Raw genomic sequence first — 25514 nt, 5'->3', positions numbered from 1 at the left:
CGTCTACTAAATCAAATATTTTTACATCGTTTCCAATCTCCGACTGGTGACACAGATTTGAGTAGCGCAGTTTAAAACTTTTTCAACTTGTTTGGGTGCTTTGATTTCAGTAAATAGCTGAATCGCCTGAGTGAAATTCATTTGGCTTTCATCAGGCTTTGCCATCTTTTGATTAGTTAAACCCAATTGAAAATAAGCTTCAGCTAGGTCACACTTTGCACCTATTTTGTCAAGAAGTTCGATTGCTTCTGTATGATTAGCAAAGGCTAATGCAAAATCTGTTTGTTGTCGATGGATTTCTGCTAAACCATTGAGTGTTTTTGCTTTTACCTGCATATAGTGACTTTCTTCAGCAAAAGTCAAAGCTTGCTGGAATATCTGATTTGCCTGGGAAAATTCGCCTAAATTGACGTAGGTTTGACCTAAAATTTGCATGAAATAGACAAATCTTCCAGTTTGTTCTACTAGTTTTTCGTTCGTAATATTTTGATAAGCTACATCTGCTAATGCAAATGAGGCATCACGCAAACCTAAATAAGAATATACCAAAGCTAAACAGACTGAAGCTTTCTCTGCCCAGCGATGATGTTCGGTATTTTGAGCCAGATAAATTACTTGTTGAAATAACTTTGCGGCTGCCTCTAGTTCCCACAAATCTATTTTGTAAAGACCAATACTTAATAAAGAATCTACTTCTAGCATTCTCAGATAGTAAACTGTATGTTTATTTTCTGGCTGAGTTACAAGTGATTTGAGCGATTGGGTTGCCAGTGTAATAGTCTTTTCTTGACAAGCGATCGCTTGACTAATTTTACCTGTTATCCAATATAGATCGCCCAGTATATTATAGAGTTCGCTGAGATTTTGGTTATTTTCCAGATTGTTAACAACTTGATTAATTGCCGCCAGTATCGGTTGAATTAAACCCATCCGATACAACGTACTACCAAGAGGCAAAAATTGCTGCCATTGATTATTTCTGCTTTTTAAAATTACCTTACCTGCTAACTCAAACTCATTAATTTCTATATAATGATAATATGCTTCCAGAGCTTGCAAAGCATCTTTAAAGGTTTCAATTTGTTTAACACTAGTTGTCCAAAACTCTGCGGCTTTGTGATTGGCAGTTTCCCATTCATCGCTGGGGCGTAAACGTGCGATCGCTTCTTTCCGAATCACCGGATGCAGCCAATATTCGCCTTTTTCGCACTCCACCAAAGACCGATTTCTCAAGGAGGCGATGATTTGCCGATGTTCAGTAGGTGGGACATCCCACAGCAAACAAAACAACCCTTGTGATGAAATTCTGGGTATATCTTGGTAACGATAACATCCCAAACGGCAAAGTAAGCGATATGCTTGGGGATCGAGGGCTTGCAGACGATTAATTTGACTAACCGCTAAATTTTTTAAGTCTGTTGCTGCTAACGGATCGGCATGATTTTCTTGCCAATAAAGAACCATATCACCGCCAAAATCCTCCTGAATCGAACCGCAGAGAATTCCCATTGCTTTAGCATTACCACCATAAGTGCGATGCATGATTTGCAAGGTTGGCGAGTCGATGGCTAATCCTCGGTTGCTAAAAAACTGTAGCCATGCGCTTTGATCCAAACCAGGAAGCCGATAGTGATTCACATTTAGCCCCGGTTCACAAAGGCGATCGCGACTAGTAATTAGAGTAACAGATTGCACTCTGGCATCAGCCAACACCCGCAATAGTTCTACATAGTTGCGGTGAGAAGCAATCAACCTACCTTGTTGATCTAATGCAGGTTCCAGATTGTCAATTAACACCCCAATCCGCCGATTGTGGAGTTGGCGCTTGAGTCGTCCCAATGTAACACCAAATTCTACCCCAGGTTCTTGATCAAAATCTTGTTTGAGCCATTCCTCTACAACTCGTTCGGCGGGGGTGATATTTTGCGTTTCCTTCGCCATCAGTAGTTCCAAAACCAAGTCAAATTCTTGATGGAGATATTGCTGCGCTAGAGTAGTTTTGCCTAAACCTCCCTCACCTTGGATGACAATGACTTTTGATCCTTGATTTACCAAAGTATTCAGGTGAGTGATCGCTTCTGTTCGTCCAATAAAATTGGTATCCTCTAATTTTGGGGTGGGTTGGAGCGATCGCGAGTAATCAATCAGACTGGATGATATTGCAGTCGTTTTTCTCAAAACCCGTTCCAAAGTAGCGCGACAATTACTTTTGGTAATCTTTTCTCGCAATACTTTAGAAAGCAACTTCCATAACTGCGAACCAGCATCCTTAGCGTGTCCTTCCGTACAACCGTAAGAATGAGCGATATCCAAGTATTTTCTACCCAACCAAACTTGCACAAGAATCACTTTTTGCAAATCGCTCAACCGTTCCCCGGTCTGCGGGGGAATTATGGCATCTAACCATGCTAATGCTGCTTCAGCGTCCATTGTGTAACGACAAGGGTAGTTCAGATTTTAGGGACAACTATAAATTACTCTACAGTTATATTGCTAGAGTTTTCGGATAAGATTCTGTAAACCCGACTTTTTTCCCTACTTTTGCAAACCTTATTCAAAATTCAGCAGCAAGTTATTGAAACGATTGCTGTTATTCCAACAGTTAGGTATTAAAGTCTCGTCGATCAACGGTCAAAATTCGCCCATGTCCTAGATGTTCTGCGAGAACAACCAAAGAAGCATCTGCCATATCCATTGGCAAATCGGCATATTTCTCCATGAGTTCAACTATGCGTACAACATGGTGACTTCGTAAATCAAACACCTCAAATGCTTCCTGTGCAACCTCTCTCAAAAAACTACATTGAGCATTGTTACCCAAGTGCAACGAAAAAGCCAGTATCAGCGATGATCATACTTTTCTTGCATTAGCGATGTCTACGACGAGCTTCGCTTACGCACAATAGCTTCGGAATTAGCAGCTAAGTCAGTTTCTCCTTTGAAACAGCCGATAAATTTACTTTGCTTGAGTTTAGCTAACGGATCTGTTTTTTGTTGCTGAAATTGTTGATAGCGCAGTTCAATCGAAGACTTAATTGCCTCTACTGTATCTTGGTCAGCTTCCTGTTGAATATAGGCAAGCTTTTGAGCATATTCTTCATCTAGCTGAATCTCAAAATTCTTCATCGCCACTAACTTGGAACGTTTACCTAAAGTATATCGTCCGCGTCGAATCGTCTAGAATAAAACTCATCAGGTCACTTCAACTTATGGTGAAATCAGACCCCCGCCAATTGCCTAGCAGTGCTGAACTTCCTTGTTCAGACGATACTCCTGTGGATAACGAAGACCAGAACTTTATTCCCAACCTGCTTCTCTTCTTGCTGCAATATATTTGGGCAAACCGTAATGACTGGTTTTTCAGCGTGGATATGGGCGTTTACCATACCACAGGGGTTAGTCCACTTGTGCCGATTGTGCCAGACGGATTTTTGAGCTTGGGTGTAGAACGCCGCAAGGCGGATAAATCCCGTAAAAGCTATGTTGTTTGGGAAGAAAATAACATAGTGCCTATCCTGGCTTTAGAAATTGTCTCCTTAACTCCGGGTGGAGAATACGACAAAAAATTAGACACTTATGCCAAGTTAGGGATACTGTACTACATTATTTATAATCCAGAGTATTGGCAAAGAGATCGCCACCAACCTTTTGAAGTTTATCGCTTAGTAGATGGTAGCTATCAATTGCAAATTGGTGAACCCTTTTGGATGCCAGAAATTGGTTTAGGAATTGGTAGAGGGCAATACGTATCTGGTAATATCCAGCGTCAGGTTTTGTATTGGTATGACCAACAAGGAAAGCGCTATCAAACTCCAGAAGAACAGCTTGAATTAGCGCAAAAACAACTTGAGCGTTATCGTCAGCAATTTGGCGAACTGCCAGAAGATTAAGTAGTCATTATTGTTTAGTATCAAATGCTTAATTAGTAAGAATTATTCCCCTTGGTGAACCATACTTTTGAGCTATTTCTCCTACTACTTTACAGTTTTTACGAATTTTATCATCATAATCATCAGTATCATAATCTTCATCATCATAGTTCCTGGACAACTCTGGCAGAATTGTCCCTACTGTCTCTAAAGCCTCTGCGATCGCTAACATCATGTTCGTCAAACTTGGAAACCATAACTTATCTTTAATGCCTTCTCGTTGTAGCACAGGAGAAGTCTCAATCTGAGTTTCTGAAGCAACAATGACTAGCTGGCCATTCTCATAAGAAACGAATGGCAAGCACTTTGGGTCATATATATCTGCATCCCTCGGAGAATAATATTTCTCAGCTTCCTCTAAGGATAGAAAATGAATTAAATCGTCTGCGCCTTCTAACAGCTGCTCCAAGAAGCAATAATAAGTTGAGTTGTCGTTATAAGAACCATAATTAGGTGGAGATTACGCTATTTTACAGGTTGACCAAGCTCCTGCTCATACAAGTTCAGCGATTCGTTGGCAAGAATTTATTATTCCTCTGTTTCAACCACCTTCAGCCCCTGAACTCAATCCCATTGAAAGGCTTTGGCAACTCCTCAAGAAACCACTCAAAAATCAGCTTTTCTCTTCTTTACAAACTTTACGCGTAGGCCTAGCCCGCCGTAGGCATCGCATCCAAGAAATATTTGATCAACTTACACTTGAGCAGGTAATATCTATATTCTCGAAGCTCTTTTCTATGCAGCTTCACATTAAATTGGTATTAGTGAGTAAACTATTTTAGACTTGTGTGTACACCGTAGCCCTTTATAAGGGGAGCGTTAGGGTGCAATACAGTTGAGTTAAGCTTTTATTCTTTAAAGAAAAAATATGGCATTCCTCGTATCGATGTGGTTAACTATGCCTGCGATCGCTATATTATTTTTTTGCGAAGAGCAATTGAATATGGTTTCATCAAAAGATATTGTAATTACCTTAACTGTTAATAATCTGTTCCACCACAATAGAAATATCTGGAAATGCCAGAGGTTGAATTGTTCCCGCAGTCAATGTCAATTTTGTTGCGTACTCTCCATCTAAGATTTCTCGAAACACCACTAAATGAAGCTTTTTGAGATTTACAACCCAATACTCTAAAATACCTGCTTCTGCATAGATTTGACTTTTTCTCTCTAAATCTTTTTCTAAACTGGAGTTAGCATACTCAATCAACCAGAAAATATTTTCTGGATAGGGATGATGCTCTCGATACTCGCGTCCTAAACGCTGGACAATGGCAATATCTGGTTCTGGTTCCGAGTCGTTGGGTAAGGTGATAGGCTTGGCTTGTCGGATTGCAGCACGTTTACCTAACAAATCCGCTAGATACTCTGCCGATTCATGACTACAATAAGCATGGGGTTCCCCTTCCGGCGACATTTCAACAATTTCTCCCTTAAGTAGTTCTACTTTGCGATCGCTCAAAATGCCAGCATCAATCATGCGGTGATATTCGTCAATCGTCCACTTAGCAACAATAACAGTCATGACGATTGATTCCTCCCAATGATTATTGATATGTTTCCATCTTAAACGTATTTTAAAGGAAGCCGCTAGCGCGTATGTACCCGTGTAGCCAAGACTTCCAATCTAAAACCAATTTTTTATTAATTTACCCTTTCAAGTATTATACTAACAATACAAAAACTCCACTTTCTCAAAGTAAGTGGAGTAATTAATGTTAAACTATGGTTAACGAATCATCGCTAATCTAGTATTTTTATTTCTAGTCCAAAAACGTAAATTAATCCAAAGCTTTCTTAAGTTCGTCTTTAATATTTTCTACAGTGTGAGTAACTTGTGCTTCAGCTTGCTTCGCTTGTCCTTCAGCTTTATCTTGTGGATTACCGGTTATTTCACCCACAACCTCTTGAATTTTCCCTTCAATATTTTTTGCAGTAGCTTCTACTCTTTTTTCGGCACTCATGGTTTTTATTTCCAGCTTGTAGTTGATTGACCTATTACATAAACTAACAATAGTGTATTATTTTGGACTTCCATCAACCGAGAGAAGAATTTTTTAGATTATGTATCTTAAGATAGATACGGGGTGCGACAGAACACCCTCCTTCAAAAATCTGAAAATATTATAAATTCGCGGTGTCCAGATCCCCGGCTTCTCAAAAAGCCGGGGATCTAACTTTTCACGAAGAATTTAGGGCTGCTATATGCACCTTCATAGAAAATTAGTATAAGTTAAAGCAAATTTTCAACAAAAGGAAAATAAAGGAGTGCCAACAAAAAGTCAAAAAAATGTCTGGAAGAATGAGATTAATGACATCATTCGAGGTGCTTGTGGAGGTTTTTTATTTGGCATACCTTTACTGTACACAATGGAGGTTTGGTGGATTGGCTCGCTGGCAAAAGCACAACTGATAATGACGGCGATCGCATTAATGTTTATTGTGGTTTACTTACTCAATCAGATAGAAGGCTTTCGGAAACGCAGATATAGCTGGCTCTCTTATCAAGCCGCAATGGATACCGTCGAAGCGATCGCGATCGGACTAGCTTGTTCTACCTTTGTGCTGTTACTATTGCGAGAATTGACACCAGAAACCTCTCTAAAAGAATCTTTAGGTAAAATCATCTTTGAAAGTGTGCCTTTTGCTCTTGGTGTAGCATTAGCGAATCAGTTGTTAGGAGATACTGAAAACAGTAATGGAAAAGGACAAGCAAGCGATCGGGAAAATAGCACAACCAAGAACAAAGGGGATGAGTTACACGCTACCTTTGCTGATGTAGGTGGAACCCTAATTGGCGCAACCATAATTGCATTTAACATTGCTCCCACAGATGAAATTCCTATGCTTGCAGCCGCAACCTCTCCACCTTGGGAGTTGGCAATGATCGCCGCATCTTTGCTGATTTCTTATGGCATTGTATTTCAGGCAGGTTTTTCTAACCAGCAAAAACGTAAAGAGCAAAAGGGAATTTTTCAACGACCATCAAGCGAAACCATTATGTCCTACTTAGTATCATTGCTAGCAGGCGCTTTCATGCTGTGGTTCTTTCAAAAACTAACTCTTAGCGACCCTTGGACAATGTGGTTAGATCACACATTGATACTGGGTTTACCTGCAACTATTGGTGGTGCAGCCGGAAGGTTAGCAATATGACTGAAACAGAACAACAACCAAAGCGCTCAAGAGCTGAGTGGATAACATTCAGCATCGCCTCATTCATCCTAGCAATCATTGTGAGTCTAGTAGGCTACACTTGGCTGAACGAAAAAAATCAACCTCCGATCCTTTCTGTTACTAAAAAACAAACAATTCGAGAAATTAATGGCCAGTTTTATGTTCCTTTTGAAGTTGTGAATAGTGGAGGAGATACAGCTGAGTCAGTTCAGATTATGGCTGAGTTACTGATTAACGGCAAAGTTACAGAAACAGGAGAGCAACAGATCGACTTTTTATCTAGTGGGGAAAGCGAAGAAGGCGCATTTATATTCAGCCATAACCCGCGCCAAGGTCAGTTAAATCTACGTGTTGGTAGCTATAAATTGCCATAGGGGACTGACAAATAAAAAAAATACCCCACAATATTGCATAATCTATTTGTTGGAAGTATACCCGAACTCAACCCTCACCACCCTTGCTTTCATCGTGGGAAGCGAACACGTCGGGCATTGCCTGCCTAATCAGTGCGCTAAGAGTTGAGTTTGGGTGTGCGCGATCGCGTGGGTGAGATATTTCTTTACCTGACGTTGATGTAGCCTCTATCTCCGACATACTGTTCGCGTTCCTAGAGAAGTTGAAATCTGCTGTATGAGTCCTATATTTTATTGCTTGCCTATATTTTCAACACGATAGCGCCCCCATTTTTGATAACCTTGAAGAAATTAAATAATTTCAAAAAATAAATAATCGCATTTTTATTCCACCAGAGATATAAAATAGAATTAACTGTTTTGAGGTAGATTTCATCAGAAATTTATAATTTTGATATTTGTATTATGCCAGTATTACGAATGTTAACTACATTTGACATATAAAACTATCAAGAAATATTTTACATCTATTATTGTTGGTACTCCTAACAACAACTTATTGCTGGGTACTAGTAATGACGACCGGATTTGTGCTTGTGGAGGCAATAACAATATCTCCGCCAGTCTGGAATAACCTAATTGATGGTGGAGAAGACAGGCTGATAATGGCCGTAATGAAAAATCTCAGGTGAGTTGGTGCGATCGCAGCAGTTGCTTTAACTCTTTCGAGTTGAGCAAGGCATTATTTACATTGTGAATATTTAATTGTTGCATTTTGATGATACTATTTTAAAAAATTAAGGAGAAAACCTTGTGGGAATTGCGATCAATCAATTATTTAAGTTATCTGTAAAATATTTTTCAGCAATCACAGCCATAATAACGGTTCTCCCATTACCAGTTAAAGCCGCTACATTTTTAGTAACTGAGCGCGCTGCTTTAGGAGGCAATGATCAAGTTAATTGGGAAAGTTTAGGTAAAGTCTTTAATCCCTCTGCCCCTGATTTTTCTGCTTTTCTACCTAACTCTTTTTCAGCGACATCGCAACGTGGTTTAGGCTTGGATATAAATATAACTCCAACTAATAAACCTCAAATTACTCCACCATTTGTCTTTCAAACTTTACCTTCACCTGGCATTCGGAGTAACTTTGGTCTAGGTGATTTTATTCTCTTCGGAGGTATAGATCCAACAGGTTTTATCCCTCTTCCTCCTGGTACTCCCGATCCTGGAACTAAGGGGAACGGCGAGCCTTTTTCGATTAGTTTTGCCCAGCCAGTTTTTGGCGCTGGAACTCAGATAGCTGTAGACACTGGTAAATTGAAAATTGAAAATTCGATCGCCGCTTTTGATAACGCCAATAACCTATTGGGTACTTTCTCCGTTCCAAATTTTTCGTCCTTAGCATTAGATAATTCGGCAGTATTCTTGGGGATTCGTAGTGATACTCCAAACATCTCACGACTTGTTTTTAGCAGTTCTGCTCCACAATATGGCTTGGCTATTAATCAGGTAAGCATTCTTGCAGTTCCCGAACCAACTTATACCTTAGCGATATTAGCTTTTGGAGTTTCAAGTGCTGTTTTGAAACGACGCAAACATACTTGATACTCCCACAGCATCGAAATAGCTTTCATTTAATAAGTTAGAGATTTCGGACATACTCAAACTTATGTCAGTACGTAACGTAAGTTCCAGATAATTCTTGTCTTTAACCAAATTCAAGTCAATGTTATACAAAGAATTAGAAAACATCATAGACGCTAAGATCCAAAAAGCCATACGGAAGCACGAAATTATAGTTGCTTTCATTAGTAGTATTATTGGCTTGATTTTTATCATGGGTTTGTTCCATGCTATTTTGCTCAACCATACTGAAATTCAAACATTTTGTTTGTACTGATTACTGTTTGTAATCAATAGCTCTTGACAATGAAGCGTTCCCTGATGTCCTTAAAACTAATCCAAGTTAGACATCTTTTTTATAGAATGGAATTGTACAGATGGAGAGTAAAAATAATAACAGGGCTATATTCGTCTTATTTTTGACTGTATTAATAGACTTGCTCGGCTTCGGAATTATTCTGCCGATACTACCTTTGTATGCTGAACAATTTGGTGCAAAACCTAATGAAGCGACTTTACTTGTAGCTATTTATTCTTTAATGCAGTTCTTATTTGCACCATTATGGGGCAGATTTAGCGATCGCTACGGTCGCCGTCCGATTTTATTACTGACTTTATTCGGTTCGGTAATTGCATACGCAGGCTTAGGTTTTGCCAACTCCCTATGGATTTTGTTTATTGCTCGTAGTCTTGCCGGGATTATGTCAGGGAATATTGCCACTGCTCAGGCGTACATAGCAGATATTACCACGCCAAGTAATCGAGCTCGTGGCATGGGTGTAATCGGAGCAGCTTTTGGTCTTGGCTTCATTCTCGGCCCAGCGATTGGAGGTCTTCTAATCGGGTCAGATCCGAACAACGCTAACTTTCATCTACCGTCGTTGTTTGCAGCCGGATTATCTTTATTAGCATTTCTTTGTGCTTTGATATTACTTCCAGAATCTCTAAATTCTGAGACTAAAGCCAAAATCCAAGTTTATCGCCACCGTCAGCGTTGGCTAAACTTGCTACAGCTGTCACAGCGTCCACAGTTTTGTGTGCTTGTTGGCATTTACTTTTTAGTCACCTTTGCTGTTGCAGCTATGGACTCTACGTTGGCTTTATGGTCTAAGCAGCAATTAAATTGGGGTCCTCAGCAAGCTAGTTATCTTTTTGCTTTCATGGGGATTGTCAGCACAATCATTCAAGGAGGATTAATCGGATTTCTCAAAAAACAATTGGGTGAAATCAAGTTACTTATCTTAGGAATATTAGGACTAGGTTTAGGATTACTGTTAATTGGATTCTCACAAAGCTTAATTTTATTATTAGTCGCCGCCACACTTGTGGCATGGGGAATTAGTGTCAGCCAACCAATATTGAACAGCTTGATTTCCCAGATGACACCCCCAGAAGAACAAGGACAAATATTAGGAATTGCCAGTTCTTGCTCTGCATTAGCACGCATCGCTGGGCCAACGTGGGCAGGGGTTAGTTTTATGAAATTTGGGAGTTCTGCACCTTTTTTGAGTGGAACTTTAGTAATGGTAGTAGCTTTGACTCTTAGTTTGCGAGTAACTAAAAGCGCATCTGAACCAAAAACAGAACGTGTCGCTTGAAAATCTAGGTCTGAATTAAGAATTAAAAATTAAAAATTACGAATTACGAATTACGAATTACGAATTACGAATTACGAATTATTATGACAGGTCGCCGAGCATTATTTTTAGGCATCTTTGTAAGCATCCTCCTCACCTATGCAATTTGGATCGGTGGGAGCATTCCTGCAAGCATCATCAAACTTCCTGACCAAGGATTAAACTGGTACTACTGGAAGCTTCCCCAACCAACATTTTGGAGTCGAGCGACGGCTTGGGGTATGTATCTTGGGCATCAGTTTAGCATCTGGGCGTGTATCTTGTGGGCGCAGCGATCACAGTTTAAATACAAATCAGCGTTGCATCCGATAAATTACCTCATGCTTGCCATTAATGGTGTATTCATTGCTTTACACTTTCTGCAAACATATATTTGGTATGATGCTCTAGCTCAAGATACTTCAATTTGGGCTTCTCAAGGTGCAGTTGTACTTCTCCTAGTGTTTGTACTGATTTTAGAAACACCTCGACGCGGTTTGTTTTTTGGCAATTCTGTTCCATTTCATCAACAGTTTTTGCAAATTATCAAACTGTACCACGGCTATTTTTTCTCTTTCGCCGCTATCTACACCTTTTGGTACCATCCAATGGAAGCAACTTTGGGGCACTTAATCGGTTTTCTTTATATGTTCTTGCTTCTGCTCCAATCTTCGTTGATTTTTAACCGCACCCATATAAACCGTTGGTGGACATTCACTTTAGAAATTTCAGTTTTTTTACATAGTGTTATTGTTTCATTGATGCTAGGACAAAGCAAGTGGCCCACATTTCTCTTTGGTTTTCTTGGCATTCTGGTGCTTACTCAACTCCACGGTTTACCTGTGGGTATCTTGACTAAACGCACTATCTACGGAGCCTTTTTAGTGAGTGTACTTGCCGTTTATGGATTGACTGAACGCGGCTTGGGCAGAATTTACGAAGTAACCTATATTCCTCTGATTGAGTTTGGATTAGTTGGCACAATTTACTTAATCTTCCTGCTCATCTTATGGACAATTTCTCATTTACCTGTAAAGACGTAATATGATGTTTGTCAAAATGCCTATACGTTTGTAGTAAAGACTTTAGTCCTTTGTCCGAAGCACTATACAAACAAAATCAGGATTTAAGTCCTGACTACAAACATTTTTGAAGGAAGCTTGATTAGCCAAACATAGTATAAATAAACATTAAAAAATTAGCAATTTTACTGGCCACTACTAAGGATTTTTTGCTGTTGATAACGCTGTTTAAACTGCTGTTGTTGTATTTTATGATCCACAATTGGATCGGGATAGCCAACAGCATGACGCTCTAAAGGTGGAATTTTACCAGTAACTAAATATTCTGTATCTACAGACCGCAATTCTGACACCCATTGCCGAATATATTCCCCATCTGGATCGAATTTTTGTGTTTGGCTGGCTGGGTTGAAAATTCGCACAGGTTTGGGGTCCATACCGCTAGAAGCACTCCATTGCCAACCGCCATTATTAGCAGATAAATCACCATCAATCAACTTCTGCATAAAGTATTTTTCTCCCAATTGGGGATTAATTAGCAAGTCTTTAGTGAGGAAACTGGCAACAATCATCCGGCAGCGGTTATGCATCCAGCCGCTTTCATTCATTTGGCGCATTGCTGCATCCACAATGGGGTAGCCTGTTCTCCCCTCACACCAAGCTTGGAAGTGTTCTTCGTTAGTTTCCCAAGGAAAGTTCTTAAAGGTGTCGCGAAAAGCACCATCAGCTAATTCTGGGAAGTTATACATTGCGTGTTGATAAAACTCCCGCCAAGCTAATTCCTGTTGCCATGTGCGGATATTAACTGCTGTTTCCTCACTGCGGCTATTTTCCAGTGCTTCTATGGTGGCTTGCCAAACGGTGCGAATGCCAATTACGCCAAATTTTAAAGCTGCACTCAGTTGTGATGTTCCGTCCACTGCGGGGAAATTGCGCTGTTCTTGGTATTCAGTAATGGCTTTATTAGTAAATTCTTCTAATCGTTCTTGTGCCGCCGCTTCTCCTGGTGAAATAATTAATTGTTCATCCCAAATAAATCCTAAATCTTTTGCTGAAGGTAGTGCCAAGGCTCCTGCAAGTTTGGCAATTTCCTGTTCGGCTTCCGTTAATCCCTCAACATTTTGCAGTGTTTCTACTGGTTGAGCCTTCGGTTTAGTAATCCAATTTTTCCAGAAGGGGGTGTAAACCGTGTAAGGACTGTTACTACCAGTGCGTAACTCCTCTGGGGAGTTGAGGATTTGATCCCAGTTTTGGTTAAGAAACTCAATACCTTTTTCTTTGAGGGCATTTATAACAGTGCGATCGCGTTCTTGTGAATAAGGCTCTACATCCCAATTCCAAAAAACAGCTTTGGCATTTATTGCCTCTGCTAAAGCTGGTATTGCTTGTACAGGATCGGCGTGGAGTATTAACAACTGGCTACCAACTTGAGCATATCGCTCTTGGAGTTTCTGCAAACAGCCAATCATATAAGTTACTTTCACAGGAGCAACATCATCCCGTTCCAGAATATTCGGATCTAGGCAAAACACGCCCACCACCTTCGGACTCCGCTGTTTTGCCGCAGCCAGTCCCGTATTATCAGAAATGCGTAAATCGCGCCGATGCCAAAACAGAATTAAGTCAGACATTCCATGCTGGATATAGTTCACCCGTACTAGCTTAGATGCTAGTGGTGCCAATAAGCATCATTCTGGCGATAAATTTATTCTTTTAATGGGTATTGAGGAGTTAACTATAGCGGTTTGCTATTGCGTGGTGTAAGGGCGCACAGCTGTTACCCTTACGCATTCAAATGAAAATTGCGATCGCAGAATGTCAATAGTCAACTAAACCCCGGTTTATCAATCGGGAATAGTGGCTTTTCATCTCAAAATTGAGTATACTTTTCTTAACAGTTAATTAGTCTTTTTGTCATGGCTAACCTACTACTTGACGACGGTACGATTGAGAGCGATTTAGGCGAAATAGCTCGTGAACTTGCGCCTCTTGGCATTCAACTCAAACACTACGACCCAGGAACATCGCTACTCTTCCCTAATCTGCTAGACCAGGACGTTTTAACTGAGTCCGAGAAACGTTATTGTGTAGAACTCCATAACAGCGTCTTTGAATTTCTTCAGCAAGAAAATGGCGCTCTCTGGTGTGATTTACTAAATGTGCATCCAGGTTCTTTCAATCTTCACCACCTGATCGCAACCTACGGCCGTTACCATACTCATCCTGCGGCTGAACCCCTCTATGTGTTGTCAGGAGAAATGATTTATGGCTTCGTGAGACATGATGGCAGCCAAGTACAGCTTTTAGTTCAGGCACAAGACTATCTTTATATCCCCGCCGGCGTTGAGCATTGGTGCAGCCCAACTGCATCGTTAAATTTCAAAGGAGTACGCTATTTTGCGATGCCTGCGGCGGGCTGCGCCAACGCAGAAGGTTGGATTCCAAATTATACAGGTACTCAAGTGAGTGATTCGATCCAAAAGCCGCGTTAAAGCTCATTGAGCTTGTAGCCATCTGTGATTGTTATTACTTTATATAGCCTTAAACTCAATGTCCATTGATAACGTTTGCTACTATCTTTTAGAACAGTATCCCGATGTGGAATAAAATGCCAAGCTGTTTCAATGATATTTTTTGCTAAACCCAAGTTGAGTCAACGTAGAAAATGTCTTTTGGGATTAGAGAAAAATATCCCGTGAAAATTCAGATTGGTGGTGGGTTGCGACGAATTTGGTCTTTTGGCAGAGTAATCACATTGAAAGCTTGCCATTTGGTTGTAACGTACTTAAATTTACCAATACCAAAGTCTTTATTAGTAGCCCAGTTCTTCCACCGTGCATTTAAATTGAACCAGTAATCTCCCCCTTCACTAAGAACGTAGCGAGCCTTAAAGCGATCGTCAGGTTTGTTAAAATCATCTACCACAAGTCGAGCTTCAACTGTGGTAAACATCCCCATTACATCAATGGGATTAATAGATGCCCGACCAGGTGGCCAAAAGTGGAAGTTGTAACCATTACCTGCTTTGACAGAGATACTTCCGTCAGGCTCATATCTAATATTGGCTGGTTTATTGATGTCCCCTACGAAATTTTCCCTATAGGCAGAACCTTCAACTCTCACAGAACTTTGGAGAATATGCCACTTTTTATCTTTCTTACTGAGATAGTAAGCCTTAATATTTTTTATTTGCACACGGGTGTTAGTTGCAGGATTACCTTCAGACGCTTCATATAATTGTCCCCATGCTGTCATGGCTGTAAAAGTACCTGGATCAGTATTACCTAAACGTGGCTCGGTAGCCCAACTCCAGTGCAAAGGAATCCCACGGGGTATGCCCTCATGAGGTGGTTGCATATCATAAACGATGGTTTCAATAGAGTTAATTGGTTTGGGCGGCAGTGAATCTACTTTGTAGGGAAAACCGCTAGTAATTATTACAGTAAATATACATAGTAAAAAAAGTAAGACTTTAGAGTTGTAAAAACCAAACATAAGCACAAATACTGTTTTTTTCAAGGTTAAATCCCTAAGTTTCGTAAGCTTGCAGTCACTTTGATAACACGGCATTTTTTAAATGGCAATTTAGAATAGTAATTACGCAAATCAGATATCTGCATAATTATGTAATACTCTTGTACTACTGAAAGGCTTCGTACTCAGCGCTTTCCTCAATCGCTATTTTACATTGGCAAGAGAAAAATCCGACCAAAAAAAAAGGATTGAGCCACGACTTAATTTATTTATGGAGAATCAAAAATGCAAACCAACATTATTCAAGATTCAAGCCCCCAGATTTATCTGTGGGGTCTTCAATTTTAAATGAGCGAATTCCTTGTACCCCTTTGCTTAAGCAAGCTACGTATAGCGTCTCGCTGAGAATATACTGAAGCTTCTGTTGCAAATTTAGCTTCTAAACTTGCTTCTACTAAATTGGCAGTGGGTTCACCGCAAGTGCTACTGCTTTCAAGAAATAAGGCAGAGCAAGAAGGCTATTTTTTTGACACGCATATCACTACTCCTTGCTACTCAACAGTAGCATTTTACTCTTTGCAAGTCGTACCTGTTGTAGCAGTGTTATTATCCACTTCTTGATCAACCACCTAATAAGACTTTGAGCGTAATCTTGTAATATAATTTGCGGATACAGGCGGATTGCTGTCCATAGCTTTTGACTAGCCTGATTGACCGTATCGATACTATTACTATTTTGCTTTAAATATTGTTGTGTAACATATTGATAGATCCAGGCTAAACTTTGCTTTTTTAGATGTTTAAGCTCTGCTGGAAGTGTTTGAAATGTTTTTTTAATGACCAGAAGACCATCGTCCTCCATATGTTTGACTTTGGTAAATGACATTGAATTTGAAGATTGACGATAAAAAATTTGATGTTTTGGGACTACAACAAAATTCCAAGAAACCGATAACCGCAGCCAATAATCCCAGTCGGCACAACCTGCACAGACAGGATCAAAGCCTCCCACAGTTTCAATTGCTTGTCGGCGAATTAATGGGTTGGAACCGCTAGCCAGAAAGTTATTAACTAATAAATTAGGCTGGACATCACCCTCAAAGAATATGGAAACACCAGGAATTGAAGATTTTCCTTGCTCATCCATAAAATAAGTCCAGCTATAAGCAACTCCTGCATCTGGATGGTGTTTCAGGGCTGCTAGCTGTAGCTCTAACTTATCTGGAGTCCACAAATCATCAGCATCAAGAAATGCAATAAATTTCCCAATAGCATGAGAAAAACCGCGATTACGAGCGACTGAAAGTCCACCATTTTCATAAGAAAAAACTTTGAGACGCTGATCTTGAACACTCTGAACTAGGGCAAGAGTATTGTCTGTCGAGCCATCATTTATGATAATTATTTCAAAATCCGCAAATGTTTGTTCTTGAACGGATTTGATAGTTTCAAAAATTGTATGTTCAGCATTATATGCAGGAATAATAACAGATATGGTTGGCATAAATTGGCTTTTCAATAAATTGCACACAAACTGTAAAATTGGTTATCACTAACTACCTGATGAGAAATTAAGAACCACTATACCCATCCAGAATATTCCCGGTTCAGCGTCTTCTAGTTTAAGAGCGTGTCACGGAGTTGCTTGCCAATAACCTCAAATGAAAAGCACTCTTCTGCTCGAAGCCGAGCACGTTTGCCCAACTCGCGCCCCCAAGCTTCATCGTCTAAAACACACCCAAGCGCTAATGCCAGGGCTTTTGCGTTCTCACGAGGTACGATTAGCCCACCTGATGCCTCACCGTTTTGGAGAATGTCAGATATACCTGCAACATCTGCTGCCACTACAGGCAGATTACAAGCCATTGCCTCGATGGGTGCTACTGGAAAGCCTTCTTTTCGGGACGGCAAAGTATAAACATCGGCAGATGAAAGGTATCGCTGAATAGCGCTGCGATCGCGTACATATTCATCTATCCATACCACACCCTTGAGCTGCATGGCGGCAATGCGCCGATGCAATTCATCCGCATCGCTACCCGTCCCCACCAGTAGCAATCGCAAGTCTTTACCAGGACGTTCGCGGCATATCTGATCCCAAGCCTCTAGGAGGATATCCAGTCCCTTCTGCCATATTTGGATGCGCCCATGATACGCCACTAGCTGAGCATCGCTTGGGATACCTAGTTCTGCTCGTGCTTTGTCACGATCCCTAGCACGCCATGTCGTCACGTCCATCGGGTTGAAAATAGGTACTAGTTTAGTCGGTGGAACTCCATAAAAGGCTAGTACCCGCTGCCTTTCAATTTGCGAAGCAATAATTAAGCCTGAACTAGCTCGCAACGACAACCAACGAAAAGGGTACTCAAATAGACTGGGTAGCTTGTCACCTCCCTGGAAGGTGGCAAACACTGGCAAGTGCATGAATTTTCCCAAAAGCACGCAAACGTCGAAACGGGCGTATTCATAATCCTGACATAAAATAGTATCACAGCCCTGATGCCGTAATTCACGAATGAGTAACCCTAATGGTGTAGATAGGTAAGAGCCTAAGCTCATAACTCCATCCTTTAGGACTTGAAGCAGGGAAGGGCGGGTACTCGGAGCGCTATTAACCTGAATACTTCCAGCAGCGTTGACCTCACTTGACTTGCCTTTCCACCTCTTCCAGATGTTGCCTGCTTGTCGTCGAACAGTACGGTAGGCTCTATAAATCGTCGAAGGAGGCAATACACAAATCGTAGCGCCAGTTGGTACGTGCAAGAAGCGCGTTGTTTCAGAAACACGGGCTGAGAAGAAGAAGATAACTGTTCGCACACCAACTAGTTGAAGAGACTCGATGTAGTTAAACTGCCAGCCGCCAGTCAACTCATTGCAATATGTCTCAAGCGACATTCCGATCGTGTCGAAAAAGTCCTCGAATAGGTCACAACAGGGAAGTAAGGCAATTGTTGGCTGCGGTTTAGCGTCCGTAAGTGACAATTCCTGACTAACTATTTCATTATTTTTGAGTATTTTAGGCATAGACTCAAGAGTAGAATTTAAATTTGAGAGATAGGCGTTAATCTGAAAAAATGAGTTCAGCGAATTCCATTCTGTTCAGAATCTTTCCGTGCTTAAAATCATTAAATGAGGTCTTGCTTTTAAACTATAAAAAATTCTTAATGCCAAACATTTTATCAAGCTTTAAATAAATCGCTGGCCTTGAGTATTCCTGCTCAAAGGTAGTTTTTACTTCCTGCGAAAGTTTAGTAGCGAAGTGAAAATCTGTTAGTAAACTTAGAATATGATTTGCAAATTGGACTGGATTGTCATTAATTAAAGCATTAATACCATCCTGCAAAAATAGAGCAGAAGCACACACCTGGGTAGTTACAATAGGTAATGAGTAAGACATTGCTTCTATAAGCTTGACTTTTGTTCCAGCTCCAGTTAGCAAAGGGCAAATGAATAACTTAGACTGCAAATGAAGTTCCGAAAGATCTGGAACATATCCTAATAGTTTAATATTTTTATTGTAGTGTGCATCAACTTGAATATGCTCACAAATATTACCTGCTATTGCTAGCTGAGTGTTTGGTTTAGCGTGTACAACATGTGGAAAAATAGAATCTAGAAAGAATTTAATTCCATCTTCATTAGGTGGATTATAATGACCAACAAATAATAAGTCATATTTGAAAGTTCTATCTTGATATGAAACCTGCTCTGAATTATATATCAGGCTATCAACTGGATGGGGAATTGATTGCAGTTTGTGGGATGGCAAGTGTGTCGCAAGAACAGAGAATTCATAATTAGAGTCAGAGATAATAGTATTAAATTTGTTCAGTAAAATTACTTCTTTCAGAAAATTCGATTCATAATCAAATTTCAAACCATCAAAAGGATTATGGTCTTTCATCATCGCACGTAGTCTACAGCAAATATCATGAGTATCAATTATCGTATGAGTAGTTGAAGGTGATTTAATATCTGCTGCCAAATGAGCAAAATTTAAGGTATTGATCCATATAAAATCATATGCGTTCTGAGTAACTAGATTATTAACAAATTTTACATAGCCTGGAGGAGCATAGTAATCTGAATCAACAGGTATTTCTTCACGTAGTAATTTGTTATAGTACAAAGACTTGCTGCGACTCGATAACTGATCGTACAAATTGTATCTGCCTTCGTATACGAATACATTATCTACAAATTTTAAAGCTTCTTGTGTTTGTTCTGCGCTCCATCTTGGATTAACCCATGTGTCTCTAAACTGATTGGCTGCAACAACATCTACAGTAATAGAATCTTTTCGATTATTGAAATATTTCAGTATACCTAACACCCTGCGCTGAGAGCCATAATGTAAAGGCGTAAGTGGTACTGGTAGATGAAATAGTATTTTCTTTCTTGCCTGGTTCATAAAATCTAGGTTCCTAGTTCAGAAATAATCTATAGCCAAAGTCAGAATTCAGAGAGAGAATGCTTAACTATTAAGACTTACATGAATCCTCAATGTCCTAACTGGCCTGTCAACTGCTATATCTATGGATTTGTAGTTATGGGGAAATAAGTAATCTCTTTCATACACCAACTAACTCTGCAAGACACCAATTTGCAAACGTTTTAACACCACGTTCCAATGCAACAGAAGTGGTAAATCCCAATTCTTCTAGCTTTGAGATATCTGCCTTCCAATTCAATGGTGTTCCAGAGGGAACTACGCCATCAAACTGAGGTATGCAATTAGACTCTAGAGAGTTTGAAATTAAGGTGACAAGTTCTCTAATTGTTACCTCTTGCCCGCTAGCTAGGTTATAAACCTCACCTTGCATCGGCGCATCACAAGCAATCACTCTAAAGGCCTTAGCAATGTCTAGAGCATGAACAAAGTCACGGCTTTCATATCCTGTACCCTGAAGAACCAATGTTCTTGCACTTATTATTTTCTGGCAAATATCCCATAACACCTGACGACGCAGCCCTGGGCCATAGGCTGAAAATATTCTCACACTAGCAGTTGGCAACCCATATATCTGTGAAAATTCCTTGCATAGCATCTCACCTTGTAACTTGTGAAAGCCATAGGGAGAAAGCGGCGCTGGAATTTGAGTTTCGCTGATTGGAAGTAACCCCGGATTCCCATAAACTGCTGCACTGGAAAGGTAAATGAACCGACAACCCGGCACGGCTAAACGGAGAGCATTCAAAACTTCATAAGTGACAACAGTATTAGCATAGAAATCAGGCGTTGGTTCCGACATGGATAAGCTTGGTGCAGCACGACCCGCACAGTGAATACACACATCAGGGCGGTGCTTTTGCATAATCTCACTCAACAGTGGATCGGGCAATTTTACTGTATAGTAAGCTGCCAAACTCGCCAGGGGTGCGTTCTCAGACTGAGAACTATCAATACCAATCACCGACCAACCTAATTCTGAAAAATGCCGCACAACATAGCGACCGATAAAACCCGCTGTGCCAGTAACCAAAATATTGTTCGCCATAGCTTTGTTGCATGAATTAGACAAGAGAAAGTTAATAAAAAGACTTGGATATGGCTCTCGTAATTTCCGATTACGCAGTCTATTAAATTGGTATTTAACTATTAATTCTCCATAAAAGTAGCAGAAGTTCCGTATTTATTAAATACATATCGGTGAGTCCAGATCGTAAAAGCAGGTAATATTAGTAAATGAGAAATCAAAACTGCTGCGGCTACCCAAAATATTCCCCAATTAACTGCTATGAGTATGGAAACTGCAAATATTGTGGTAAAGATTAAGTCTAGATAAAGCGTAATATGAGTTTTATTTACAGCATTTAGTAATATAGAAGAAGCCCAGTTATAGGTTCGAGGTAAAACCGAAAGACAGACCATGATTAAAATTGGGACTGCTGTTATCCACTTTTGACCAAATATGATTGGAACATAAACTGGAGCCAAAAGAGATTGTAAAAGAATCAAAGGTATTACAACTAATGAAACTTTTTTCAGACTGCTAAAATAGCTTTTTTTTAACTGGATGTAATCTGCACGAAAAGCACAAATATGGGGAAATAAAGCCACCATAAATGTATTGATAACATTCATAGTTATTCCTAATCCAGCATTGAAGGCAAAATAGTATATTCCTAATGCATCGACACCCAGAAATCTGCCGATAATTAAGTAATCTAAGTTTCCCCTTAGTTTACCCAAAAACTCAGCACCGAGTAGATTTTTGCCAAAATTGAGAATCTCCTGCCATCGCTCTAACTTCAATGATTTTGGAGGTCGCCAAGAATGATTTATCCAGCTGATGAAAATCCAGACTGGAGTTGTCAGAACCATAGACCAAACTATTGCCCATACCCTCAAACCTAAAATTACTAGAATTACAATAATGATATTGCTGAGTATTGACTGTGTAGCATTGCATAATGCTATTGTTTTTAGCCGATTTTCTCGTTCAATCATTGCCAAATGAACCATAAAAATAGGAAACATTAAGTAGACTAAAGCCTGGGTACAGATAGGAAGAATTAACTGATTATTTCCGTAAAATTGAGCAATTGGAAAGGCAGCAAAACACTGAATAATAAAAATTGACCCACAAAGTATCCAGTTCAACCAATAGGATGTATCGCATAGAGTCTTGACATCTTGTTCATCAGCTTGAACAATCTTTGCTCCAATTCCACCTCTGAGAGTGAGAACGGTTGCAAAGTCAAAAATGGTATAAATGATTGCCATCAGCCCGTAGTCTTGGGGGCTGAATATACGAGCTAGAGTAACTGTTGTTCCTAAGCGGAAGATACGATTTACTAACTCTGCTCCTGCCAGCCAGCCAACATTGCGAATAAAGTGATCGGATGATATCTGTTTGAGCTTATTTATTAGCATCAGAATACGGCTAAATTACAATTACATCTTTGTTCTGCAAGCTCTAAGTCAGCAGAACATCACGCAGTTGCTTACCAACAGTCTCAGGCGAAAAGCAACTCTCTACTCGACATCTAGCACGCTTGCCCAACTCACGCCCCCAAGCTTCATCATCCAAAATCCGACCAAGGGCTAGCGCCAGTGCTGTCGAATCTTCCCGTGGCACAACTATTCCACCGGAAACTTCGCCCCCGTCAAGAATGTCGGATACACCAGGAGCATCAGCAGCTACGACAGGCAGTCCACAGGCCATTGCTTCAATCGGTGCTACGGGAAAGCCTTCTTGTCTGGAAGGTAAAGTATAAACGTTAGCTGCTGATAGGTATTGCTGAATAACATTGCGATCGCTCACAAATTCGTTGAGCCATGACACGCCCTTTAACTGCATGGTGGCAATGCGCTGGCGAAATTGCTCGGCATCGCTGCCCGTTCCCACTAGTAGCAGACGCAAGTCTTGATCGGGACGTTCACCACAGATTTGCTGCCAAGCATTCAATAAAATATCTAATCCTTTACGCTTTATCTCAACTCGTCCATGCCACGCAATCACTTTGGCATCGAGGGGAATACCAAGTACGGCTCGTGCCTCAGTGCGATCGCTCGCTTGCCAAGCTACTATGTCTACAGGATTGAAAATATGGGCTATTTTACTAGACTTTATCTCATAACGAGATTGAATTCGCCCAATCTCAGTTTGCGTTGCCACGATCGCACCTGTGCAAGCACGAAACGCCAACTGTCGAGGAAGAGCTTCCAGAAAGCTTTGGGTGCGATCGCCTCCCTGGAAAGTCGCAAATACTGGTAGACGCATCATTTTTCCCAGTAGCACGCAACTGTCGAAGCGGGCATACTCATACTCTTGACATAAAATTGCCTGACAGTTCTCACGCCGCAGTTCACGAGCTAACAAACCTAGAGGTGTAGAGAGATAGGTTCCCAGACTCTTGGCCAAATCCTTAACGGGTGTAAGCAGGGAACGGCGGATTGTACTGTTATCCTGAATGTCTTTAAAAGATTGTGCCTCTCTAGCTCCATAAACATTCAGTGAATTACGTCGTACAGCACGATAGGTATGATAAATTCCAGAAGGAGGCAGCACGCAAATCGAAGCACCAGTCGGCACATGAGTAAAACGCGATGGTTGCTCGACACGAGCAGAAATGCAAAATAGTACCGTCCGGACACCAACTTGTTTGAGAGCATTGATGTAGCCAAACATCCAGCTACCGACAAACTCCTTACAGAAAGTCTCGAAAGAAATGTTGATACTATCTAAAAAATCATCGATTAAATCATAACAGTGCAGTAAGGCGATCGTTGGCTCAGAGGATTGACTCAAAGAAAATGATTCCCTATCGTGTTGCACAGTCAGCTGTAAACCAGAGTACTTGTTCATGCTTCTAACCTCGGATCGCTTAGAGTCAGAGGCTTTTTCATCAACTGCAAGAAGTAATTAGCAACTTTAGTTGGGAGAATTAGTTTCAAAAGGAGCTTGATGACTAATTTTTGAGTTGTTTTATCTAGTAAAACTTTAGGGTTGAGGCGAATTGCTGACCATATGTGTTGCAGAGCTTGGCTAACGCCACTGCTATGACTACGATGTTGCAAATACAGACCAGCAAAATATATATGGAAACTCACTATTGTATACTTTTTGAGGTATTGAAGTTCTGGAGGAGCTGCTTGATATGCCTTTTTCATTGCGATGAGGGCATCTTCCTTCATCTTTTCAATGTTAGATGACATGGCTCCAGGTGTTCGACGATAAAGTATTTGGTGCTTAGGTATCACAACAAAATACCAACGAGTTGATAGCCGCAGCCAGTAGTCCCAGTCTGCACAACCAGGGCAAGCAGGATCAAAACCTCCAGTCGATTCCAGCGCTTGCCTACGTATCAGAGTATTTGAGCCATTATGAATAAAATCGCTAACTAACAACTTTTCATAAACATTACCTGCAAAAGAATATTTAGGTGATGGCAGAAAGAATAAAGGTTTTCCTTGTTCATCCACATCCATAAAACAAGTCCAGCTATAAGCAACTCCTGCTTTTGGACTCTGTTCCAAGGCCATCAGTTGTAGTTCCAGCTTATCGGCTGTCCACAGATCATCAGCATCAAGAAAGGCAATAAATTCGCCTGTGGCATGAGAGATACCGCGATTACGAGCTACTGGCAGCCCACCATTTTCATAAGAAAAAATCTGCAAGCGCTCATCTTTGATACTATTAACTAATTCTACAGTCCTATCTTTTGAGCCGTCATTAATTACAATTAATTCAAAATCTGTGAAAGTTTGTTGCTGAACAGATTGGATTGTTTCTGCTATAGTTATTTCGGCATTGTAAGCGGGAATAATCACAGAAATTTTGGGCATATTCTGACTATCAATAATTACTGCTAAGATGATGGTTCAACGTGCCATCGCTACTATGCGCTGACGCAATGTATAAGCATAGGATAAAAATATTTGGTAACCATCAGTCCCAAATAGCCGCATTAGAATAATCGCAATACTCAACCGCACAAATTCTTGTGAAAAGCAAATCCAAGGGTAGTGAGACAAAGCTTTTGCACGAAAACTAGCTGCAATTTTCCAATCTTGAGCGCGGCTTTGTAAAGGTTTCCAAGCTAAACAGAGATTAGCAAAACCATAGCTTCGGTTTTTCAAATACTGCAACTCGGGTGGTGCAGCAGAGAAAGCTTTTTCGATAACGATCTCAAAACTTCGTGCCATCGCTTCCCAATTTTTAGAGGCGCTAGTTGAGTGTTGTCGATAATAAACTAGAGGTTCTTTCATTACTTTAAAAGGATAACGAGATGCTATCCTCAGCCACATATCCCAATCTTCTACAAATGAGCGTAAATTCCGATCAAATAGGCCACAAGTATCAAAGCATTGGCGACGAACCATAGCTACACTTCCGCTCTCAACTATATTGTGTTCAATAAGCTTATGCCAAACATCGTTTTCGGCATAGTTTTTGAACACTCTTCCTGTAAAATTACCGTTCTCATCGATTAATGATACCCAAGTGTATACCAAACCAATTTCAGAATTTTCTTCTAGACAAAGCACTTGTTTTTCTAACTTTGTTGGTTCCCAAAGGTCATCAGCATCTAGGAAGGCAATATACTCTCCACTCGCATGAGCAATACCTGTATTTCTGGCTCCAGATAATCCTTGATTTTCTTGAGTAATCAGTTTGACTCGCGGATCTGCTATTTGAGAAACCCAATGCTCAGTATCATCAGAACTCCCATCATTGACAACGAGAACTTCAAAATCTTTAAAGGTTTGCTTAAAAACACTTTCCATCGTTTCCGGAAGAAATTTTAGAGAATTATAGGCAGGAATCACAATAGAAACTTTTGGCATAGTTAAAAATTTTACCGTTTATT

Annotated in this window: 25 protein-coding genes; 8 read left to right on the top strand and 17 right to left on the bottom strand. The window is 40.4% G+C overall.

Annotated elements, in window-relative coordinates; genetic code table 11:
• Positions 1-21 precede the first annotated feature (21 nt).
• From HWQ43_RS06230 to HWQ43_RS06220, 3 genes are all read right to left on the bottom strand, one after another.
• Positions 22-2430 (bottom strand): tetratricopeptide repeat protein, encoded by a 2409-nt coding sequence (locus HWQ43_RS06230; RefSeq protein ID WP_292731320.1) that lies wholly within the window; start codon positions 2428-2430, stop codon positions 22-24.
• A gap of 172 nt (positions 2431-2602) precedes the next feature.
• On the bottom strand, positions 2603-2794 hold the full coding sequence (locus tag HWQ43_RS06225; protein WP_292731318.1) for a PIN domain-containing protein: 192 nt from the start codon (positions 2792-2794) through the stop codon (positions 2603-2605).
• Between the two features lie 83 nt (positions 2795-2877).
• Positions 2878-3126 (bottom strand): hypothetical protein, encoded by a 249-nt coding sequence (locus tag HWQ43_RS06220; protein WP_292731316.1) that lies wholly within the window; start codon positions 3124-3126, stop codon positions 2878-2880.
• An 83-nt stretch (positions 3127-3209) separates the two neighbouring features.
• Between HWQ43_RS06220 and HWQ43_RS06215 the strand changes: the two genes are divergently transcribed.
• Positions 3210-3890 (top strand): Uma2 family endonuclease, encoded by a 681-nt coding sequence (locus HWQ43_RS06215; protein ID WP_292731315.1) that lies wholly within the window; start codon positions 3210-3212, stop codon positions 3888-3890.
• Between the two features lie 28 nt (positions 3891-3918).
• Here the strand turns inward: HWQ43_RS06215 and HWQ43_RS06210 are convergent, their stop codons facing one another.
• Positions 3919-4338 (bottom strand): hypothetical protein, encoded by a 420-nt coding sequence (locus tag HWQ43_RS06210; protein WP_292731313.1) that lies wholly within the window; start codon positions 4336-4338, stop codon positions 3919-3921.
• Between the two features lie 58 nt (positions 4339-4396).
• Between HWQ43_RS06210 and HWQ43_RS33725 the strand changes: the two genes are divergently transcribed.
• Positions 4397-4711 carry a transposase gene (locus tag HWQ43_RS33725; protein WP_366932791.1) on the top strand — a complete coding sequence of 105 codons (315 nt, stop codon included), beginning with the start codon at positions 4397-4399 and terminating at the stop codon, positions 4709-4711.
• A 191-nt stretch (positions 4712-4902) separates the two neighbouring features.
• Here HWQ43_RS33725 and HWQ43_RS06205 read toward each other — a convergent pair whose 3' ends face one another.
• Positions 4903-5454 (bottom strand): Uma2 family endonuclease, encoded by a 552-nt coding sequence (locus HWQ43_RS06205; protein WP_292731311.1) that lies wholly within the window; start codon positions 5452-5454, stop codon positions 4903-4905.
• A gap of 256 nt (positions 5455-5710) precedes the next feature.
• Entirely contained in the window at positions 5711-5893 is a 183-nt protein-coding gene (locus tag HWQ43_RS06200) for a CsbD family protein (RefSeq protein ID WP_292731310.1), read from the bottom strand.
• A gap of 304 nt (positions 5894-6197) precedes the next feature.
• On the opposite strand from HWQ43_RS06200, the gene HWQ43_RS06195 reads away from it, so the two are divergent.
• Both HWQ43_RS06195 and HWQ43_RS06190 read left to right on the top strand, forming a co-directional pair.
• Positions 6198-7085, top strand: coding sequence for a TIGR02587 family membrane protein (locus tag HWQ43_RS06195; protein ID WP_292731308.1), 888 nt, complete (start codon positions 6198-6200; stop codon positions 7083-7085).
• Positions 7082-7480, top strand: coding sequence for a TIGR02588 family protein (locus HWQ43_RS06190; protein ID WP_292731307.1), 399 nt, complete (start codon positions 7082-7084; stop codon positions 7478-7480). Before HWQ43_RS06195 ends, HWQ43_RS06190 begins: the two co-directional genes overlap by 4 nt.
• A gap of 67 nt (positions 7481-7547) precedes the next feature.
• Here HWQ43_RS06190 and HWQ43_RS06185 read toward each other — a convergent pair whose 3' ends face one another.
• Positions 7548-7700 carry a hypothetical protein gene (locus tag HWQ43_RS06185; protein WP_292731305.1) on the bottom strand — a complete coding sequence of 51 codons (153 nt, stop codon included), beginning with the start codon at positions 7698-7700 and terminating at the stop codon, positions 7548-7550.
• Positions 7701-8272: 572 nt separating this feature from the next.
• Between HWQ43_RS06185 and HWQ43_RS06180 the strand changes: the two genes are divergently transcribed.
• The 3 genes from HWQ43_RS06180 (at position 8273) to HWQ43_RS06170 (ending at position 11744) form a co-directional block, all read left to right on the top strand.
• Entirely contained in the window at positions 8273-9067 is a 795-nt protein-coding gene (locus HWQ43_RS06180) for a hypothetical protein (protein WP_292731303.1), read from the top strand.
• 395 nt (positions 9068-9462) lie between these two features.
• Positions 9463-10683 carry an MFS transporter gene (locus HWQ43_RS06175; protein ID WP_292731302.1) on the top strand — a complete coding sequence of 407 codons (1221 nt, stop codon included), beginning with the start codon at positions 9463-9465 and terminating at the stop codon, positions 10681-10683.
• Positions 10684-10766: 83 nt separating this feature from the next.
• Positions 10767-11744, top strand: coding sequence for a hypothetical protein (locus HWQ43_RS06170; RefSeq protein ID WP_292731300.1), 978 nt, complete (start codon positions 10767-10769; stop codon positions 11742-11744).
• Between the two features lie 164 nt (positions 11745-11908).
• On the opposite strand, the gene HWQ43_RS06165 is transcribed toward HWQ43_RS06170, so the two are convergent.
• Entirely contained in the window at positions 11909-13354 is a 1446-nt protein-coding gene (locus HWQ43_RS06165; protein ID WP_292731298.1) for a deoxyribodipyrimidine photo-lyase, 8-HDF type, read from the bottom strand.
• 285 nt (positions 13355-13639) lie between these two features.
• Between HWQ43_RS06165 and HWQ43_RS06160 the strand changes: the two genes are divergently transcribed.
• Entirely contained in the window at positions 13640-14215 is a 576-nt protein-coding gene (locus HWQ43_RS06160) for a cupin domain-containing protein (protein ID WP_292731296.1), read from the top strand.
• Positions 14216-14426: 211 nt separating this feature from the next.
• Here the strand turns inward: HWQ43_RS06160 and HWQ43_RS06155 are convergent, their stop codons facing one another.
• From HWQ43_RS06155 to HWQ43_RS06115, 9 genes are all read right to left on the bottom strand, one after another.
• The gene (locus HWQ43_RS06155; protein WP_292731294.1) at positions 14427-15242 is read right to left on the bottom strand and encodes a hypothetical protein; all 816 of its coding nucleotides are present in this window, start codon (positions 15240-15242) and stop codon (positions 14427-14429) included.
• Positions 15243-15738: 496 nt separating this feature from the next.
• The gene (locus HWQ43_RS06150) at positions 15739-16701 is read right to left on the bottom strand and encodes a glycosyltransferase (RefSeq protein ID WP_292731351.1); all 963 of its coding nucleotides are present in this window, start codon (positions 16699-16701) and stop codon (positions 15739-15741) included.
• A gap of 113 nt (positions 16702-16814) precedes the next feature.
• Positions 16815-18221 carry a glycosyltransferase family 4 protein gene (locus HWQ43_RS06145; RefSeq protein ID WP_292731292.1) on the bottom strand — a complete coding sequence of 469 codons (1407 nt, stop codon included), beginning with the start codon at positions 18219-18221 and terminating at the stop codon, positions 16815-16817.
• Between the two features lie 124 nt (positions 18222-18345).
• Positions 18346-19608 (bottom strand): glycosyltransferase, encoded by a 1263-nt coding sequence (locus HWQ43_RS06140; protein WP_292731290.1) that lies wholly within the window; start codon positions 19606-19608, stop codon positions 18346-18348.
• 160 nt (positions 19609-19768) lie between these two features.
• Positions 19769-20695, bottom strand: coding sequence for an NAD(P)-dependent oxidoreductase (locus HWQ43_RS06135; RefSeq protein ID WP_292731288.1), 927 nt, complete (start codon positions 20693-20695; stop codon positions 19769-19771).
• A gap of 101 nt (positions 20696-20796) precedes the next feature.
• Positions 20797-22074 carry a lipopolysaccharide biosynthesis protein gene (locus HWQ43_RS06130; RefSeq protein WP_292731286.1) on the bottom strand — a complete coding sequence of 426 codons (1278 nt, stop codon included), beginning with the start codon at positions 22072-22074 and terminating at the stop codon, positions 20797-20799.
• 43 nt (positions 22075-22117) lie between these two features.
• Complete coding sequence (locus tag HWQ43_RS06125) at positions 22118-23509, bottom strand: glycosyltransferase family 4 protein (RefSeq protein ID WP_292731284.1); 1392 nt, start codon at positions 23507-23509, stop codon at positions 22118-22120.
• Positions 23506-24489, bottom strand: coding sequence for a glycosyltransferase (locus tag HWQ43_RS06120; RefSeq protein WP_292731282.1), 984 nt, complete (start codon positions 24487-24489; stop codon positions 23506-23508). The genes HWQ43_RS06125 and HWQ43_RS06120 overlap by 4 nt, the downstream gene beginning before the upstream one ends.
• Positions 24490-24525: 36 nt before the next feature.
• The gene (locus HWQ43_RS06115) at positions 24526-25491 is read right to left on the bottom strand and encodes a glycosyltransferase family A protein (RefSeq protein ID WP_292731280.1); all 966 of its coding nucleotides are present in this window, start codon (positions 25489-25491) and stop codon (positions 24526-24528) included.
• Between the last annotated feature and the right edge of the window lie 23 nt (positions 25492-25514).

Source organism: Nostoc sp. JL31 (genome assembly GCF_017114965.1).
Classification (GTDB): Bacteria; Cyanobacteriota; Cyanobacteriia; order Cyanobacteriales; family Nostocaceae; genus Nostoc; species Nostoc punctiforme_A.
The sequence above is the reverse complement of the archived record's forward strand: the minus strand, read 5'-3'. Positions and strand labels throughout refer to the sequence as shown.